General features: G+C 71.7%; 12 protein-coding genes and 1 pseudogene. 5 read left to right on the plus strand and 8 right to left on the minus strand.

Annotated features, from left to right (window positions below; all coding sequences use genetic code 11):
- A pseudogene (locus Taqua_RS10005) lies at positions 1-111 on the plus strand (IS5-like element ISCARN85 family transposase); the annotation flags it as partial.
- A gap of 120 nt (positions 112-231) precedes the next feature.
- Here the strand turns inward: Taqua_RS10005 and Taqua_RS10010 are convergent.
- Positions 232-756, minus strand: a complete 525-nt coding sequence (locus Taqua_RS10010; protein ID WP_246094687.1) for a putative pterin-binding protein — start codon at positions 754-756, stop codon at positions 232-234.
- 83 nt (positions 757-839) lie between these two features.
- A complete protein-coding gene (locus tag Taqua_RS10015) occupies positions 840-2,879 on the minus strand; it encodes an ATP-dependent helicase (protein WP_144326535.1) in 2,040 nt (679 codons plus the stop codon).
- 132 nt (positions 2,880-3,011) lie between these two features.
- Here Taqua_RS10015 and Taqua_RS10020 point away from each other — a divergent pair, with 132 nt between their 5' ends.
- A complete protein-coding gene (locus tag Taqua_RS10020; RefSeq protein WP_144326550.1) occupies positions 3,012-3,968 on the plus strand; it encodes an AEC family transporter in 957 nt (318 codons plus the stop codon).
- Between the two features lie 37 nt (positions 3,969-4,005).
- Positions 4,006-5,661, plus strand: a complete 1,656-nt coding sequence (locus Taqua_RS10025) for an acetolactate synthase large subunit (protein ID WP_144326536.1) — start codon at positions 4,006-4,008, stop codon at positions 5,659-5,661.
- 14 nt (positions 5,662-5,675) lie between these two features.
- On the opposite strand, the gene priA is transcribed toward Taqua_RS10025, so the two are convergent.
- The 3 genes from priA to Taqua_RS10040 form a co-directional block, all read right to left on the minus strand.
- Positions 5,676-7,748: a replication restart helicase PriA gene (gene priA / locus Taqua_RS10030; protein ID WP_144326537.1), complete on the minus strand. Its 2,073-nt coding sequence runs from the start codon at positions 7,746-7,748 to the stop codon at positions 5,676-5,678.
- 305 nt (positions 7,749-8,053) lie between these two features.
- Positions 8,054-9,166 (minus strand): uroporphyrinogen decarboxylase, encoded by a 1,113-nt coding sequence (gene hemE, locus Taqua_RS10035; protein WP_144326538.1) that lies wholly within the window; start codon positions 9,164-9,166, stop codon positions 8,054-8,056.
- Positions 9,167-9,202: 36 nt separating this feature from the next.
- On the minus strand, positions 9,203-11,437 hold the full coding sequence (locus Taqua_RS10040) for a protein-disulfide reductase DsbD family protein (protein WP_246094688.1): 2,235 nt from the start codon (positions 11,435-11,437) through the stop codon (positions 9,203-9,205).
- Positions 11,438-11,623: 186 nt separating this feature from the next.
- Here Taqua_RS10040 and Taqua_RS10045 point away from each other — a divergent pair, with 186 nt between their 5' ends.
- Both Taqua_RS10045 and Taqua_RS10050 read left to right on the plus strand, forming a co-directional pair.
- A complete protein-coding gene (locus Taqua_RS10045; RefSeq protein ID WP_144326539.1) occupies positions 11,624-12,874 on the plus strand; it encodes an SAM-dependent methyltransferase in 1,251 nt (416 codons plus the stop codon).
- 35 nt (positions 12,875-12,909) lie between these two features.
- A complete protein-coding gene (locus Taqua_RS10050) occupies positions 12,910-13,761 on the plus strand; it encodes a creatininase family protein (RefSeq protein WP_144326540.1) in 852 nt (283 codons plus the stop codon).
- Here Taqua_RS10050 and Taqua_RS10055 read toward each other — a convergent pair.
- From Taqua_RS10055 to Taqua_RS10065, 3 genes are all read right to left on the minus strand, one after another.
- A complete protein-coding gene (locus Taqua_RS10055; RefSeq protein ID WP_144326541.1) occupies positions 13,752-14,423 on the minus strand; it encodes a histidine phosphatase family protein in 672 nt (223 codons plus the stop codon). The genes Taqua_RS10050 and Taqua_RS10055 overlap by 10 nt on opposite strands.
- A gap of 57 nt (positions 14,424-14,480) precedes the next feature.
- The gene (locus Taqua_RS10060; protein ID WP_144326552.1) at positions 14,481-15,122 is read right to left on the minus strand and encodes a LysE family translocator; all 642 of its coding nucleotides are present in this window, start codon (positions 15,120-15,122) and stop codon (positions 14,481-14,483) included.
- Between the two features lie 71 nt (positions 15,123-15,193).
- Positions 15,194-17,113, minus strand: coding sequence for an ABC-F family ATP-binding cassette domain-containing protein (locus Taqua_RS10065; protein WP_144326542.1), 1,920 nt, complete (start codon positions 17,111-17,113; stop codon positions 15,194-15,196).
- Positions 17,114-17,500: the final 387 nt, after the last annotated feature.

The raw sequence follows: 17,500 nt of genomic DNA on the forward strand, positions 1-17,500 counted from the left end.
CTGTTCCGCCGTCTGAAAGGGTTCCGCCGCATCTTCAGCCGCTTCGACAAGCTCGACGTCATGTTCGCGGCCTTCATCCACTTCGCACTGATCGTCGAATCGTTGCGATAGTGTTAACAGGCCCTAGGCCGGCGGCCAGCAGCGTCGTGGTCAGCGCCACCCACCACAGAAAACGCCGCCCCTCAGCGGCAGGCACCGGTGCGGGCGGGTGTGCCGCGTCGGCCCGGTCGGTCATTCGACGTGCAGCGCCTTGAGCTGCCAAATCGAGCGCTCGTAATAGCGTTTGTCACGCAACTGCGGGTCGCTGTCGAAGGGGTAGATGATGAACAGCGGCCCTTGGTCGCGCACCGCCATCGGGGCGTCGTTTTTGCGTGTGGCCACGATGACGTCGAAACGCTGCGCGTCCTCGATCGGGATCGTGATGCGGTAGCCGTTGAGCGCGGTGGCGCGCAGTTGGGTGCCGCGTGCCTTGACGGCGGCCAGCACGTCGCGCAGCCGCGGGCCGCTGAAGGTGACCGGTCCGTCGTTCCATGGCGTGCGGGTGGTGAAGCGGTGCTGTGGCAGCGCCTCGAGCAGCGCGAGGTCGAACACCGCTTGCGCCCCCTGGTTGCGCACGTCGATGAGCCCGGTGACGGTGAGCACGACGCGGCCACTGGGTTGGGGCAGCCTGGGTTCGGCTGCCCAGGCGAGGCCGGTGGCCACCCACAGCATGCCCCAAACGGCACGCCGCCACCATGTTGCAAATGCTAAAAACATCGTTGTTATCCTATTTCTGCGTGGGTGAGTGGCGCAATGATAGCGTTTTGGCGGGGCGCCGCGCAACCGCGTGCCGACGGGGATCAGACCCGGCGGGCGGCGGCGCGGGCGGCGAATTCCTCACGCAGCGCGCGCAGCTTGGCGCGCGGGTCTTCCTGGGCGGTGGCGGGGTCGAGCTGCATTTCGGCGATGAAGCGGCTGGCCTGCGCCGGCGTGCGTTCGCGCCCCTGCTTGCGCGTCTTGAGCCAGCTCACCACCAGGGTGCGCTGCGCCCGCGTGATGCCCACGTACATCAACCGCCGCTCCTCCTCGATGCGCGCGCTGCTGGCCTCGGGGTCGCCGTCGACGTCCGGCTTGAACGGCAGCAGCCCCTCGTTGACCCCGGCCAGCCACACGTGGGGCCACTCCAGCCCCTTGGCGGCGTGCAGGGTGGACAGCACCACGGCGTCTTGGTCCTGCTCGCGCTCGCTCAGGGTGCTGAGCAACGCCACGGTTTGCGCCACCTCCAGCAGCGGCCGCGGCGTGCGCGCGCCCTGGGGGTCGGTCGCGTCGTCGCCGCCGCAGCGCTGCGCCATCCAGTCGATGAAGTCCAGCACGTGGCCCCAGCGTGCGCTGGCCTGCTGAGGGCTGTCGGCGTGGTCGTGCAGGTGTTGCTCGTAGCCGATGTCGGCCAGCCACTGCTGCAGCACGCTGCGCGCGTCCTCGTGGCCGACGGCGTGGCGCGCACGGTACTGCAGCTCGTTGACGTAGCGGCCAAACTCGTGCAGCGAGCCCAGGGCGCGCGGCGCCAGCGTCGCTTGCAGCGTTGGGGCAAACAGCGTCTCGAACAGGCTGAGCTTGAGCGCCGCAGCCACCTGCCCCAGTTGCGCCAGTGTTTGGTGCCCGATGCCGCGCTTGGGCGTGGTGACGGCGCGCAAAAAGGCCGGGTCGTCGTCCTCGTTGGCCAGCAGGCGCAGCCAGGCGCACAGGTCCTTGATCTCGGCGCGCTCGAAAAAGCCAGTGCCGCCCGACACCTTGTAAGGGATGCCGGCGCGCCGCAGCGCGACTTCGAACGCACGTGACTGGTGGTTGGCGCGGTACAAGATGGCGCAGTCGCGCCACGCGGCGCCGCGCACCCGCTGGCCCTGGATGTGCGCCACCGCGCGCTCGGCCTCGTGCTCCTCGTGGTCGCAGGCCAGCACCCGCACCGGCTCACCTTCGCCTAGGGCGCTCCACAGCGTCTTCGGAAACAGCTTGGGGTTGGGGCCGATGACGGCGTTGGCAGCGCGCAAAATGGCGTTGGTGGAGCGGTAGTTTTGCTCCAATTTGATGATCTTGAGCGACGGAAAGTCCTGCGGCAGGCGACGCAGGTTGTCCAGCGTGGCGCCGCGCCAGCCGTAAATCGACTGGTCGTCGTCGCCGACGCACGTCAGCGGCGGGTTGGGGCGCTCGCCCTGGCCCACCAGCACCTTCAGCAGCGCGTACTGCGTGGCGCTGGTGTCTTGGTATTCGTCCACCAGCACATGGCCCAGGCGCTGCTGCCAGCGCTGGCGCACCTCGGGGTGCTGCTGTAGCAGCTTGAGCGGCAGCAGGATCAGGTCGTCGAAATCCACCGCTTGGTACGCCGCCAGCCGCTCGTGGTAGCGCGCCATTACGCGCGCGATCAGCTGGTCGGCCTCGTCGCGCGCCTGCGCCAGCGCGGCGTCGGCGTCCAGCCCGGCGCCTTTCCACTGGCTGATGCGCCAGGCCCAGTGGCGCGCGGTGGTGCTGTCGGTGGTGCCGCCGCAATCTTTGAGAATGCCAATGACGTCGTCGCTGTCCAGAATGGAAAACTGCGACTTGAGGCCGAGCGCGGCGCCGTCTTCGCGCAGGATGCGCACCCCCAGCGCGTGGAAGGTGCACAGCAGCACGCCCTGCGCGGCGCGGCCGACCAGACTGCGGGCGCGCTCGCGCATCTCAGCCGCGGCTTTGTTGGTGAAGGTGATGGCGGCGATGCGCTCGGGCGCCAGGCCGGCCTGGATAAGGCGGGCGATCTTGTGCGTGATCACGCGGGTTTTGCCGGAGCCGGCGCCGGCCAGCACGAGTGAGGGCCCGTGCAGGTGGTGGACGGCTTCGAGCTGGGCGGGGTTGAGGGTGTCGTGCATCGTTGGACGGCGCGGTGTGGCGCCCCGGGTGCGCACGGCGCAGGGGCGGGCGCGCGATGATACCGAGCGCGCGCCGCGGCGCCGGTGACAGGGGCGCGCCGCGTGGTCCCGCTACGATGCGCACCCATGGGCATGGCTTCGATCCTGCTGGTCACGTTTCCGTTTTTTGCGCTGGTGGCGGCCGGCTACCTGGCGGCGCGGCGCGGTTGGCTGCCGCTGGCCGCGATCCCGGGGCTCAACGGCTTTGTGCTGTTTTTCGCGCTGCCGGCCATGCTGTACCGCTTCGGCGCCTCCACGCCGATTGCGCAACTGCTCGACCCCACGGTGGCCGGGGTGTGGCTGGTATGCGCGCTGCTGGTGGTGGGGCTGGCGGTGGTGTTCAGCCTGGGTGGGCGCATCGGCTGGAACGACGCGGCCTTTGGGGCGCTGGTGGCGGCGTTCCCCAACTCCGGCTTCATGGGGGTGCCCCTGATCGCGGCGCTGCTGGGGCCGCAGGCGGTGGGGCCGGTCATCGTGGTCATCGTGGTGGACATGGTGATCACCAGCTCACTGTGCATCGCCCTGTCGCGGTTGGACGCCGGGGAGGGGGGCGCCCGTGCGGCGCTGCGCCAAGCGTTGCTGGGGGTGCTGCGCAACCCCATGCCGTGGGCCATCGGCGCGGGGGCGCTGGCCTCGGCGTGGCGGCTGACGCTGCCCGGCCCGTTGGACAAGGCGGTGGCCCTGTTGGCCGATGCCGCCAGCCCCGTGGCCCTATTCACCATCGGGGCGGTGTTGGCGCGCTCCCAAATGCAGGCCGACCACCCGATGCCATGGCGCGACTACGTGCCGCTGGCGCTGGTCAAACTGGCGTTGCATCCGCTGCTGGTGCTGCTGTTGGGGGCGGCCGCCGCGCGCCTGGGCGCCCCGCTGCAGGCCTCGACGCTGACGGTGCTGGTGCTGACCGCCGCCTTGCCCAGCGCCAGCAACGTGTCGCTGCTGGCCGAGCGCATGGGGGCCGACAACGGCCGCATCGCACGCATCATTTTGGTGTCCACGGCGCTGGCGTTCGTGAGCTTTTCGGCCGCCACGGCGTGGTTGCGTCCGGGGTGAATGCGCGCCGCACCCCGCCGATTCCAAGGAGACCGTCATGAACGGAGCCCAAGCCTTGCTGCGCACCCTGGCCGATGCTGGGGTGACGGTGTGCTTCACCAACCCCGGCACGTCGGAGATGCACTTCGTCGCGGCGCTGGACGCCGAGCCGCGCATGCGTGCGGTGCTGACGCTGTTTGAAGGCGTGGCCACCGGCGCGGCCGATGGCTACGCCCGCATGCGCGGCCACCCGGCGGCGACGCTGCTGCACCTGGGCTGTGGGTTGGGCAACGGCCTGGCCAATTTGCACAACGCCCGCAAGGCGCACACGCCGGTGGTCAACATCGTTGGCGACCACGCCACCCACCACGCGGCGCTGGACGCCCCGCTGCAGTCCGACATCGCCACGGTGGCGCGCAACGTCAGCGGCTGGCTGCACACCTGCACCGATGTCCACGCGCTGGGGGCGATAGCGGCCAGCGCGGTGGCCGCGGCATGCCACCCGCCGGGGCAGGTGGCGACGCTGATTTTGCCGGCCGACGTTTCCTGGAGCGAGGGTGCGGTGCCCGGCGTCGTGCCGCCACCGCAGCCGCCGGCGCGGGTGGACGACGCGCGCCTGGACGCCATCGCGGCGGCGCTGACGCGGGGCGAGCCCGCGGCGCTGCTGTTGGGGGGCGCCGCGTTGGGTGCCGAGCCGCAGCTCGACGCCGCACGCTGCGCCGCCTCGTGCGGGGCCCGCTTGTTGGCGGAAACATTCCCGGCGCGCATCGAGCGTGGCGCCGGTTTGCCGCCGCTGGCGCGCCTGGCCTACCTGGCCGAGTTGGCCCAGGTGCAGTTGCGCGGCGTGCGTCACCTGGTGCTGGTGGGCGCGCGCGCACCGGTGTCGTTTTTTGCCTACCCCGGCAAGCCGGGCAGCCTGGTGCCACCCGGGTGCACGGTGCACACGCTGGCCGACGTGGGGGAGGATGCCGCCGACGCCCTGGCCCGCCTGGCCGCGCGCTTGGGCGCGGCGGGCAACGATCCACCGCGGCAGTCCCCCAGGCGGCCCCCGCGGCCGCGTGGCCGGCTCAGCGCCGCCACACTGGCCAAGGCGGTGGGGCATCTGTTGCCGCAGGGGGCCATCGTTGTCGACGAGAGCCAAACCAGCGGCACGCTGCTGCCCCACTTCACCCGCGGGGCCCCGCGCCACGACGTGCTGACGCTGACCGGTGGCGCCATCGGCCAGGGATTGCCCAACGCGGTGGGGGCGGCCATCGCCTGCCCCGACCGCCCGGTGCTGGCGCTGGTGGGCGACGGCGCCGCGATGTACACGCCCCAGGCCCTGTGGACGATGGCGCGCGAGCGCTTGCATGTGGTCACGGTGATCCTCAACAACCGCGCCTACGCCATTTTGCAGTTGGAGCTGCGCCGGGTGGGAGCGGTCGGCGGGGGCGAGCGGGCGCGGGCGCAGTTCGACCTCGGGCAGCCGCCGCTGGACTTCGTGCAGCTGGCGCACGGCATGGGGGTGCCGGCGCAGCGGGTCAGCACCGCCGAGGCCTTCGCCGACGCGTTGGAGCGTGCCTTGGCCACGCCGGGGCCTCACTTGATCGAAGCGATCGTGCCCAGCACCGTGCGCGGTGTCAAAAAGTGGTTGCTACCCCACGTGCTGGGGCTGCTGCCGCACTTGCCCGATGGGTTGGCGCGCGGGGTGCAGCGCGCCGTGGCGCCGCCGTGACCGGCGGCGCGCCCTCAGTAGCCCAACGGATCGACGTCGATAGCCCAGCGCAGGACCCCGCGGCCCGCGGGGGTACGCCGCAGCGCGTGCAGGCACGGCAGCCACGCTGCCAGCAGCGCCTGCAGCGCCGCGCGCGAGCCCGACTCCAGCAGCAGTTGCGCGCGCTCCACCCCGGCCACGCGCGTCAGCGTCATCGGCACCGGGGCGTACAGCGTCACCTGGGGCCGCCCGGGCAGGTCGTCGGCGCACGCGGCGGCGTGTTGCAGCCACGCCAACGCCACTTCCAACTGGCGGGCCTCGGCGCGCAGCAGCGCCTGGTGCGCAAACGGCGGCATGCCGGCCGCGCGCCGCTCCTGCAATTGCTGGGCGGCAAAGCCCGGGTAGTCGTGCCGCGCCAGCGCGGCGAACAAGGGGTGGTCGGGCTGGCTGGTTTGCACCCACAGCTCGGGCTGCGTGCCCTGGGCCGCCGTGAACGCGGCGTCGCGCCCGGCGCGCCCGGCGGCCTGCAACAGCAGCGCGAACAGCCGCTCCGGCGCGCGCCAGTCGCTGGCGTACAGGGCTCCGTCCGGGTTGATGGCCGCCACCAGCGTGATGCGCCGAAAGTCGTGCCCCTTGGCCACCATCTGCGTGCCCACCAGCACGTCGAGCTCGCCACGGTGCACCGCGGCCAGCGTTTGCTCCAGCGCGCCCACGCCGCGCGCGGTGTCGGCGTCGAGCCGGCCGACGCGCACCGGGCCACCGTCGGGGCGGCGCAGCTCGGCCAGCGCTTGCACCACATGCTCTTCCAACTGCTCGGTGCCGCGGCCCAACGGGGCCAGATCGACGTTGCCGCACGTGGGGCAAGCGCGCGGCACCGGCTGGGCGTGACCGCAGTGGTGGCAGCGCAACGCGCGCTCGCGCTTGTGGTACACGAGGTAGGCGCTGCAGTGCGGGCAGCCGCTTTTCCAGCCGCAGTCGCCGCAGGCGATCACCGGGGCGTAGCCACGCCGGTTGAGCAGCAGCAGGGCCTGCTCGCCGCGCGCCAGCCGGGCTTCCAGCGCGGCGCGCAACGGCGGCGCCAGCAGCGTGCCACGCGGTTGCTGGCGCAGGTCTACCAACCGCAGCGTCGGCCAGTGCGCGCCGCCCATGCGCACGGGCAACTCAATGCGCTGGTAGCGCCCTTGCTCGGCGGCGTGCCAGGTTTCCAGCGCCGGCGTGGCCGAGCCCAGCACCACCCGGCAGCCGGCGGCGGCGAGGTGGTGGGCGCGCACCACCGCCAGGTCGCGTGCCGAGTAGCGTGCGCCCTCTTGGCTTTTGTAGCTGGGGTCGTGCTCTTCGTCGACGACGATCAGGCGCAGCCGCGGCAGGCTGGCCCAGACGGCGGTGCGTGTGCCCAGCACGATGCGCGCCTGCCCCAGGTGCGCGGCCAACCAGTGGCGCAGCCGCTGCGCCGGGGTCAGGCCCGAGTGCAACGCCACCACACTGGCGCCAAAGCGCGCCTGGAAACGTGCCAGCAACTGGGGCGTCAGGTTGATTTCCGGCACCAGCACGAGCACCTGCGCCTGGGGATCGCGCGCCAGCGTGCGCGCCGCGGCCTGCAGGTAAACCTCGGTTTTGCCGCTGCCGGTGGCACCGAACAGCAGCACCGGACGCATGGCGCTTTCGATGGCCTGCAGCGCTTGGGTTTGATCGGCTGTCAGCGCGGGCGGGGTTTCTTGGGCGGTGGGGCCGGATGGGCTGGGCGCGCGGGCGAGTCGGCGCGCCAGTGCCTCGGCGTCCAGTGTGCGCAGCGCGGGCGGCAGCGCGGCCAACGCCACTTCCCCCAGGCTGCGCTGGTAGTAGCGCGCGGCAAACGCCACCAGTGCGCGCCAGCCCGCGTCCAGCGGCGGCAGCGCCGACCAGACTTCGGCCACCGCGCGCAGCGTGGCCGTGGCGGGCGCCGCGGGGGCACCGTCCCAGACGATGCCCAGCACGGTGCGCCGGCCCAGCGGCACACGCACCAGCGTGCCGGCGGGCAACGGCGTGTCGTGCGTGTACGTCAGCGGGGCGTGCAGCTCGCTGTGCGCGGGGGTGGGCACGACGACGGCGACCTGCGCGGATGGCGTCATGTCTTCAAGCGTTGTTGCGGTGGATGGGCCAAGGACTTGTGCGATCGGGGCTTTTGTCGGTTATCCAGCCGACTTGTGGATAACTTTGTTGGTAACCTGCGGATGGCCCCAGGAAAGCGTTGCCGGTCAAGGCTTGCAACAGGCTGCTCAAAATCCCGGCAACGCGTCGATGCCATCGAAAGAACAATGACTTGCGTCGTCGCCACGGGGCTTGCCCGACCGCCTGCGGTGACCACGGCTCTGCCGTGGGGTGGCCACACCGCTGTGCATAAGCCCGCGCCTGTGCCCCCGTGGCTGGTGTCGCTTCAGCGGGCCTGCCGCATGCGGCGGGAGTGGTCGTGCACCGTCTGCACCAACGCGGCCACATGTTCCGGCGGCGTGTGCTGGCTGATGCCGTGCCCCAGGTTGAAAATGTGCGTCGGCCCGCGCCGCGTCGGGTCGGTGTGCGGGGCACCAAACGCCTCCAGCACGGCGACGGCCTGCTGCGCCACCGCCTCAGGCGTGCTGAGCAGCACGGCGGGGTCGAGGTTGCCCTGCAGCGCCTTGCCGGGCCCACCGGGCAGCCCACCCACCAACGCGCGCGCACGCCCCAGGTGCACCGTCCAGTCCACCCCCAGCACGTCGCAGTCCAGCGTGGCCATCTCGGCCAGCCACGGCGCGCCGCCCTTGGTGAAGACGATGCGCGGGATGGTTTGGCCGTCGTGCTGGCGCGGCAGTTGGGCCAGCACCCGCTGCGTGTAGGCCAGGCTGAAGCGCTGGAACATGCCATCGGCCAGCACGCCGCCCCAGCTGTCGAACACCATCACCGCCTGCGCGCCGGCCTCGATCTGGTGGCGCAGGTACAGCCCCACCGCGTCGGCGTTGATGGCCAGCACCCGGTGCATCAGGTCGGGGCGGGCGTACAGCAGCGTTTTGACGTGCCGGTAGTCGTCGCTGCTGCCGCCTTCGACCATGTAGCACGCCAGCGTCCAGGGGCTGCCGGAAAAGCCGATCAGCGGCACCCGCCCGTCCAGGGCGCGGCGAATGCTGGTGGCGGCGTCGAACACGTAGCGCAACCGTTCCATGTCGGGCACCGCCAACGCGGCCACATCGGCCTCGCTGCGCACGCTGCGGGCAAAGCGCGGGCCTTCGCCGGCGGCAAAGCTCAGCCCCAGGCCCATCGCATCGGGCACGGTGAGGATGTCGGAAAACAAAATCGCCGCGTCCAGCGCGTAGCGCTGCAGCGGCTGCAGCGTCACTTCGGTGGCGAAGTCGACGTTGGTGGCCAGGCCCATGAACGAGCCGGCGCGCGCGCGCGTCGCGCAGTACTCGGGCAGGTAGCGCCCGGCTTGGCGCATCAGCCACACGGGGGTGTAGGGTGTGGCCTGCCCCAGGCAGGCGCGCACAAACGTATCGTTGCGAAGCGGGGCAAAGGGCATGGTGCAGCGTCGACGACGGGGGTTGGGGACGGGCGATTATCGCTGCCGCGCCGCGTCGAACGCCGCGCGCACCTCGGCCACGCTGAGCACCTCGGTGAGCACCTGCGGCGCGCGTCCCGGCACGTGCAGCACGTACACCGGCACACCGCTGCGCCCCAGCGCCGCCAGCGCGGCGGTGATCGTCGGGTCGCGCCGCGTCCAGTCCGCGCGCAGCAGCGCGACGTTGGCGGCGTCGGCGGCGCGCAACACTTCGGTGTCGCTCAGCACCGTGGCCTTGTTGACCTGGCAGGTGACGCACCACGCCGCCGTGAAGTCGACGAACACCGGTCGGCCGGCCGCCAGCAGCTCGGCTTGGCGCTGTGGTGACCACGCCTGCCAGCGCCCATCCGCCTGCTGCGCCGCGCCGGCCGCGGCGGGTGTGGCCGCCTCGCGCCCCACATGGGGGCCGAGGCTGACGGCCAGCGCCGCCAACGCCAGCGCACCCAGCGCCGTCAGCCAGCGCGCACGGCGGGCCCAGGCCCACAGCACCCAGGCCAACGCCAGCCACAGCAGCAGCAGGGCCGCCAGCCCATGCACGCTGGTTTGCTGCCCCAGCACCCACAGCAGCCACACGGCCGCGGCCAGCATCGGAAACGCCAGCGCTTGGCGCAGCGTTTGCATCCAGGGGCCGGGCCGGGGCAGCCGGTGCGCCAACGCGGGCCACCAGCTCGCCGCCAGGTACGGCAGCGCCATGCCCAACCCCAGGCTGGCAAATACGGCCAGCGCCGCTGGGCCCGGCAGCGTCACCGCCAGCCCCAGCGACGCGCCCATGAACGGCGCGGTGCACGGCGACGCCACCACCGAGGCCAGCACCCCGGTCAAGAACGCGTCGCCCAGCGGGTGGCGCAGTTGCAGGCTGGCCAGCCCGCGGGGGGCCAGCGCCCCCACCTCGTAGACCCCGGCCAAGTTCAGCGCGATGACGAGGAACAGCGTCGCCAGACCCGCCACCACCCATGGGTTTTGCAGCTGAAAGCCCCAGCCGACGGCTTCGCCGGCGCTGCGCAGCGCCAGCAGCGCCGCCCCCAGCGCCACGAACGACAGCACCACACCAGCGGTGTAGGCCAACCCGCCCAGCCGGTGGGCGCGCGCATCCGCCCCGTGGGCCTGAAACGCCATCACCTTGATGGCCAGCACCGGAAAGACGCACGGCATCAGATTGAGGATCATGCCACCCACCAGCGCGCCCAGCACGGCCAAGGCCAGGCCCAGCGCCGTGACCTCGCCCGTGGCGTCGGCCGGGGTTGGCGGCACCGGTGTCGTCGCGACCAGGGGTGCCGGCGCGGGCGGCGCAGGCCATGTGCCCTGCACCGCGCTGTCCAGGCGCACCCCGGCCGGGGCGGGTCCGTGGCCGGCGTCGGCCAGGGCCAGCACGAACGCCAGCCGCGTGGCGGTCTCGGTCCGGTAAGGGTGCAGCGGCACGCTGGCACGCCACACCGGCCCGTCCCAGCGCTGGGTCCAGGGCGCACCCGGGGCGATCAGGTTGCCGGTTTCCGGGAAGAACTCCAACGTGCGCCCCTGCCAGTCGCCGGGCAACCCCGCCACCTCCAGGTGCAGCCCAGCGTCGTCCACACGCAGTGCGGCGCGCGCGCCCGGCAGCGCTCGCGGGGCGGCGGCCCACGCCGCTTCGAAGGCTGCCGCGTGCTCGCCCACCACGGCGCCGGCGGGCAGGGTGAGCTGCAGCGTGGCTTCTTCCGGCACGCACTCCTGGCGGCAGATCAGCCAGGTGGCGTGCAGCCGCACCGGCAGCGCCTCGGCGCGCCAGGTGGACGGCAGCGTCAGCGGCACCGGCAGCAGCACGGTGCCGTCAAAGCCGTAGTTGGCCAGCTCGCCGATGGGGAACTTGCGTGGCGTCGGCCATTGGATCGGACCGGCTTGCACGCCGTCAGGCAGCGTCCACTGCAGCTCGATCGGCAAGCCGGAGTCGCCCGGGTTGTGCCAATACGTGTGCCAGCCCGGCTCGTGCTGCAGCTGCAAGCCCAGCCACAGCGGGCGGCCAGGCGCTACCCCCTGCGGTGCATGGGCCAGCAGCGCCACCTGGGCGTGCTCGGTGCGCGCGCTGGCGCCGGCCAGGTCGGCGCTGGCGCCAGCCACGGCCGCAGAGGGGTTGCGGCTCGGCAAAACCTCCAGGGCGGCGGCGCCGCCGGTCAGCAGCGCCGCCGCCATCGTCAGTCCCAGCGTGCGCACCCATCGCCGCCCGTGCTGGGCCAAGCATGCAAGCCAACGTTGTTTCATCGTGACGCTATCGAATCTGTTATCCCCCCTGGGGTTCCCCAAGGGCCGAGCTGCATTGTGGCGCATGCGGCCGGGGCCGTGCGCGATCGTCACTGTCAATGCCCGCCATAGCCCGCACCCCCTTCACAACCACGCGGGCTTGCCCAACAATCCCCCGACGTCCACAGGGGTACAGGAGGTGTGAGCATGCCAACCATCGACAAGGCCATCGACGCCTGGGTGCAACGCTGGCGGCAGCGGTTCGACCTGCCGCTGCGCGTGGTGTGGGGGACGGGCAACGCCGACGGTGCGCCGCGCGCGTGGGACCTGGGGCGGTTTGACGAGCCCAAGGTCGTCATCACGGTGCGCGACGTGGCTGCGTTGTCGGCGCTGCTCAACCCAAGCCTGGACAGCCTGGGCGAGGCCTATGTCGAAGGTCACCTCGACGTCGAGGGCGACATCGACGACGTGCTGGCCATGGCGCACGCCTTGGTGCGCGACAACGCCGCGCACGCCGGCTCCACGACGCTGCTGCAGCGGGTGGTCAAGGGACTGAAGCACAGCCGCAAGCTGGACCGCGAGGCCATCCAGTACCACTACGACGTCTCCAACGATTTTTACGCCACCTGGTTGGACCCCGCGATGGTGTACTCGTGCGCCTACTTCGAGCACGGCGACGAGGACCTGGCCACCGCGCAGCGCAAAAAAATCGACCACATCCTGACCAAGATCCGGCTGCAGCCAGGGCACACGTTGCTGGACATCGGCTGCGGCTGGGGCGCGTTGGTGTTGCGCGCCGCGCAAAAGTTTGGCGCACGCTGCGTGGGCATCACGCTGTCGCAGGCGCAGTACGAGCTGGCGCGCCAGCGCGTGGCCGACGCCGGTCTGGCCGACCGCATCGAGATTCGCCTGCAAGACTACCGCGATGTCGAGGGCACGTTCGACCGCATCACCAGCGTCGGCATGTTCGAGCATGTCGGCCTTCAACACCTGTCGCAGTACTTCCGCATCATCCGCGACCGCCTGGCGCCCGACGGCTGGGCGATGAACCACGGCATCACCACCACCGACCCCGCCGACGGTGAAACCCCTTATGGCGGCGGGCGCTTCATCGACAAGTACGTCTTCCCGCATGGCGAACTGCCGCACATCGCCACCGTGCTGCGCACCATGCAAGAGGGCGGGCTGGAGGCGTTCGACGTCGAAAACCTGCGTCGCCACTACGCGCGCACGCTGACGCTGTGGAGCCGCAACTTCGAAGGGCAGTCGCAACGCCTGCGCGGCATGGTGCCCGAGCGCATCTGGCGCATCTGGCGCGTGTACCTGGCTGGCTGCGCGTGGGCGTTCGAGCACGACCAGATCGCGGTGTACCAGGTGCTGTGCCGGCCAGCGGGGCGCAGCGCGCAAGAGCTGCCCTGGTCGCGCCGCTGGATCTACGACGCTCAGCCGGGCGCCTGAGCCGTGGGGCGGGCCGCATCGGCTACGATGGCGCCATGAGCCATCGCCCGCACCTGCGCCGTTGGGCCGACCTGGCCTGGACCGACTTCGCCGCGCTGGACGCCGCGCGCACGCTGGCGGTGCTGCCGTTGGGCGCCACCGAGCAGCACGGCCCCCACCTGCCGCTGGGGGTGGACACCCTCCTTGCCGAGGGCGTGCTGGCCGCCGCCGCGCCCCACCTGCCCCATGACGCGCCGCTGCTTGTGCTGCCCACCCTGGCCGTGGGCCTGAGCACCGAGCACACGGCTTACCCCGGCACCCTGTCGCTGCAGCCCGAAACGGCGCTGGCGCTGCTGGCCGACGTGGCCGCCGGCGTGGCCCGGGCGGGGGTGCGCAAGCTGCTCATCCTCAACGGCCACGGCGGCCACGTGGGTCTGCTGGACGTGGCCACGCGCACGATGCGTATGCGCCACGGCCTGCTGGTGTGGAGCGTGCACTGGTGGCAGTTGCCGTTGACCGACACCGACGGCCACGACCTGGAGGGTGACCTTGGCGTGCCTGAGCGTCGCTGGGGCGTGCACGCCGGCCAGCTCGAGACCGCCGTCATGCTGGCGCTGGCGCCGCACCTGGTGCGGCACGCCGCCTTGCAAACCTTCGTGTCGCGCCGCACCGAGCACGCGCCCCGGCAGCCCACGCTGCACGACGGGCGCAGCGCCAAATGGGCGTGGGCGATGCACGATCTGCACCCGCTGGGCGCGGCGGGTGACGCCGCCGCGGCCGATGCCCGTTGGGGCCAGCGCGTCGTCGCTGCCGCTGGCCGCGCGCTGGCGCGGGTGCTGCTCGAGGCCATCGAGGCTCCGCTGACCATGCTGGCCGCGGCACCGCCCGGCGGGTCTGCTCAGGCGTAGGTGATCCAGTCGCGGTGCTGGGGGGCGCTCAAGTGCGGCAGCGCGTTGAAGCTGACCAGCGCGCAGCGCTTGGGTGTGACGGCGACTTCACTCAGCGCCGTGTTGCGCAGCCTCAGGTTGAGCTCCACCGTCGTTTCCGGCTGCACCCCGAGCAAATGGCCCACCAGCGTGGCAATCGGCCCGCCGCTGCTGATGACCAGCAACTCGCCTTGCGCGTGCTGCTGCCGCGCATGGTCCAGCACCTCCAGCGCCGCGCGCCGCCAGTCCTCGTAAGGGGGCATGCCGCGTGGCGTGATCACGCCATCCATCCAGCGCCGCAGGGCGTCGCGCAGCAGCCGGAAGTGGGCCCGGTACCCCTGCGGCGTGTGCGGATCGCCCGCGCACGGGGCATGCAGCGCCTCGATCAGCGCGGCGCTGTCGTATTCGTCCAGGCCCGGCCACACCACCGGCTCAGGCAATGATGGCCACGCCCGCCGCATGCCCTCCCAGGTCTGGTGGTGGCGCCGCAGCGTCCCGCACAGCACCGCCCCAACCTCCAACCCGTGTGCGTGTAGGTGCTCACCCAGGCGTTGCGCCTGCTGCCAGCCCAGCGGGCTGAGCTGGTCGTAGTCGTCGCTGCCAAAGCTGGCTTGCGCATGCCGCACGAGGTGGAGGGTGCCCATGCGCGGCATTGTCCGCTCCAGCGGCGGGCACGGCAGTCGCCGCGGTGACGGCCTACTTCAACGCAGCCCACCCAGACCACTGGCCAACATCCACAGGGCGGTCACCGCCAGCGCGGCGGCCATCAGGCGGTTGAAGGTGCGCAGCCGGCGGTGGCTCGGACGTCCCTGCACCAGCGGCCCGGCCAGCCACCCGCGCAGCGCGGACCCGATCATCGCGTAAGTCAGATTGCTCGCCAGCGCGTACGCCACCATCACCGGCAGCACCCACACCAAACGTTGCCCCGCCTGCGGATGCCCCGCGATCCACCCGGCCACGACCGACAGCGCCAACATCCACGCCTTGATGTTGAGAAACTGCAGCGCCACCCCGCGCGCAAACGAAATCCGCAACGGCGGCTGCGGCCCCAGGGCAGGTGTGCCTGCGCCTGCCAGTCGCCACGCCAGCCACAGCAGGTAGGCCACGCCCCCGCCCAACACGCCCAGCCGCAGCCACGGCACCGCCAGCACCAACGTCCCCACACCGGCGGCGCACAGCACCAGCAGCAGCGCCCAGCCCACCGGCACCGCGCAGACAAACGGCAAGGCTCGCCGCAGCCCCCCTTGGGCCGCCAAGGCGGTCGATAGCGTGGTGTTGGGGCCTGGCGTGAAGCTGGCCGCCGTGGCCAGCGTCAGCAAGGCGGTGCATTCGGCCCACGTCAGCGCAGGGGTTGGCATGGGGGCATTGTGCACGCCGGCGCGTCCGTCGCCATCCGCCTCGGCGCCGGTCGGGGTCACCGCGGTGACGCCGCGGCATCGTCCAGCGCCTGCAGCGCCTCCCAACGCTGCAGCGCGTCGAGCAGCTCGGCCTCGATCGCGCCATGCCGCTCGGCCAGCGCGCGTGCCCGCTGCGGATCGCGCGCGTACACGGCGCCGTCGGCCAGTTCGGCCTCGATGGTGCGCTGCTCGGCTTCGAGCGCGTCAATGCGCGCCGGCAGCGCCTCCAGCTCACGCCGCTCCTTGTAGCTGAGCCGACGTGGCGCTGGCGGCTCGGCAGGGGCGGGGCAGGGCGCCGCCACGGGTGCCGCGTCGTCGTCGCGCCACGGTGACGGCCATACCGGCGCGCGCCCATGCAGCCGCTTCGACTGGGTCATCCAATCCTCCACACCGCCCTCGTATTCACGCCAGCAGCCGTCGCCCTCGAACACCAGGGTGCTGGTCACCACGGCGTCGATAAAGCGCCGGTCGTGGCTGACCAGCAGCACCGTCCCATCGTACTCTGCCAGCCGTTGCTCCAGCAGCTCCAGCGTCTCGATGTCCAGGTCGTTGGTCGGCTCGTCCAGCACCAGCGCGTTGACCGGCTGCGCCAGCAGCCGCGCCAACAGCAGGCGGTTGCGTTCGCCGCCGGACAACGTGCGCACCGGGCTGCGCGCCCGCGCTGGATCGAACAAAAAGTCGGCCAGGTAGCTGCGCACATGCTGGCGCCGCCCGTGCGCCTCGATCCACTCGCTGCCCGGGCTGACAAAATCCTCCAGCGTCGCTTCCAGATTCAGCTGCTGGCGCAGCTGGTCGAAATACGCCACCTGCAGCCGCGCGCCACGTCGCACCGTGCCCGCGTCGGGTTGCAGCTCCCCGACGATCAAGCGCAGCAACGTCGTTTTGCCCGCCCCGTTGGGTCCGATGATGCCCACCTTATCACCGCGCAGGATCGTGGCCGACAAGTCGCGCACCACCATGTGCCGGCCGTCGTCGCGTTCAAAACCCACGCTGACGCCTTGCAGCTCGGCCACCAGCCGTCCGCTGGCGTGGCCGCGTGCCAGCTCCAGCCGCACCTGCCCCAGCGCCTCGCGCCGTGCGGCGCGGGCTTGGCGCAAGCGCGTCAAACGCTCCACGCGGGCTTGGGCACGCGTGCGGCGCGCCTGCACCCCCTGCCGTACCCACGCTTCCTCCTGGGCCAACAGGCGATCGGCCTTGGCCTGCTCGACGGCCTCTTGGGTCAACTGCTGCGCCTTGAGCGCCTCATATTGACTGAAGTCACCCGGATAGTCCCGCAGCCGGCCGCGGTCGAGCTCGACGATGCGCGTGGCCACCTGGTCGAGAAAGTGGCGGTCATGGCTGATCACCACGACGCTGCCACGGTACGCCTTGAGCTGCTGCACCAGCCAATCGATGGCGTCGATGTCCAAGTGGTTGGTAGGTTCGTCCAGCAGCAGCACGTCAGGCCGCTGCACCCAGGCGCGGGCCAGCGCCACGCGCTTGCGCACCCCACCCGACAGCGCGGCCAGCTTGGCATCCGGCTCCAGGTGCAGCCGTGCCAGCGTCTCCTGCACACGCTGCGGCCAGCGCCAGCCGTCGGCCGCGTCGATGGCGCCGTGCAACGCGTCCAGATCCTCTGCGGGTGCCGCCGCCTCGTAGCGCTGCAGCCACCGGCGTACTTCCCCAAGTCCTTCGGCCACCGCGTCGAACACCGTCGTGGCCTCGCCGAAGTCGGGCTCCTGCGACACATAAGCCAGCCGCAGGCCTTGGCGCCGCTGCAACGTGCCGGCGTCCAACCGCTCAAGCCCCGCCAGAACCCGCAGCAGCGATGACTTGCCCGCGCCGTTGCGACCGACCAAGCCAACCCGCTCGCCTGCCCCAAGCACGAACTCGGCCCCTTCCAGCAGCGGCCAGTGGCCATACGCCAGCGCTGCGTCACGCATCTGCAACCATGCCATGGTAATCAGGGTAGCACGGTCGCGCCTATGCACGTCCTTTGTGCCCGCCCATGCGTGTGGCAGCGCCCCCGCACCTCGCCAGGCGGTAGCGGGTGGGGCCCGCCCCGCCGGTCGTTCTCCCGCCCTCGGCTGGCTTCGCTGCGCCAGCTGCTTTTGCTCCGACCGTCTCTACGTATTTCCACGGCCGCCCTTGCTCCCATCGCCGCTGCCTGTCCTGGCAGCCCGCGCGGGGCGTCACGACGGCACCCACACGCCCCCGTCCGTAGGGGGCTGCCCAACGGCTTGTCCAGCACCCGCGGTCCTGGGTCGCCTGCGCCCGTGGAACCATGGGCGCAGGCGACGACCGGGACCTATCGCCGCACAAGTCGCCACCGCCAACGTTCGCTG

Source organism: Tepidimonas aquatica (assembly GCF_007556585.1).
Classification (GTDB): Bacteria; Pseudomonadota; Gammaproteobacteria; order Burkholderiales; family Burkholderiaceae_C; genus Tepidimonas; species Tepidimonas aquatica.

Bases quoted from the DNA above. Each gene is read 5' to 3' on its own strand.
- Taqua_RS10010 (WP_246094687.1), bottom strand. From the start codon at position 756: ATGTTTTTAGCATTTGCAACATGGTGGCGGCGTGCCGTTTGGGGCATG.
- Taqua_RS10015 (WP_144326535.1), bottom strand. From the start codon at position 2,879: ATGCACGACACCCTCAACCCCGCCCAGCTCGAAGCCGTCCACCACCTG.
- Taqua_RS10020 (WP_144326550.1), top strand. From the start codon at position 3,012: ATGGCTTCGATCCTGCTGGTCACGTTTCCGTTTTTTGCGCTGGTGGCG.
- Taqua_RS10025 (WP_144326536.1), top strand. From the start codon at position 4,006: ATGAACGGAGCCCAAGCCTTGCTGCGCACCCTGGCCGATGCTGGGGTG.
- priA (WP_144326537.1), bottom strand. From the start codon at position 7,748: ATGACGCCATCCGCGCAGGTCGCCGTCGTCGTGCCCACCCCCGCGCAC.
- hemE (WP_144326538.1), bottom strand. From the start codon at position 9,166: ATGCCCTTTGCCCCGCTTCGCAACGATACGTTTGTGCGCGCCTGCCTG.
- Taqua_RS10040 (WP_246094688.1), bottom strand. From the start codon at position 11,437: ATGAAACAACGTTGGCTTGCATGCTTGGCCCAGCACGGGCGGCGATGG.
- Taqua_RS10045 (WP_144326539.1), top strand. From the start codon at position 11,624: ATGCCAACCATCGACAAGGCCATCGACGCCTGGGTGCAACGCTGGCGG.
- Taqua_RS10050 (WP_144326540.1), top strand. From the start codon at position 12,910: ATGAGCCATCGCCCGCACCTGCGCCGTTGGGCCGACCTGGCCTGGACC.
- Taqua_RS10055 (WP_144326541.1), bottom strand. From the start codon at position 14,423: ATGGGCACCCTCCACCTCGTGCGGCATGCGCAAGCCAGCTTTGGCAGC.
- Taqua_RS10065 (WP_144326542.1), bottom strand. From the start codon at position 17,113: ATGGCATGGTTGCAGATGCGTGACGCAGCGCTGGCGTATGGCCACTGG.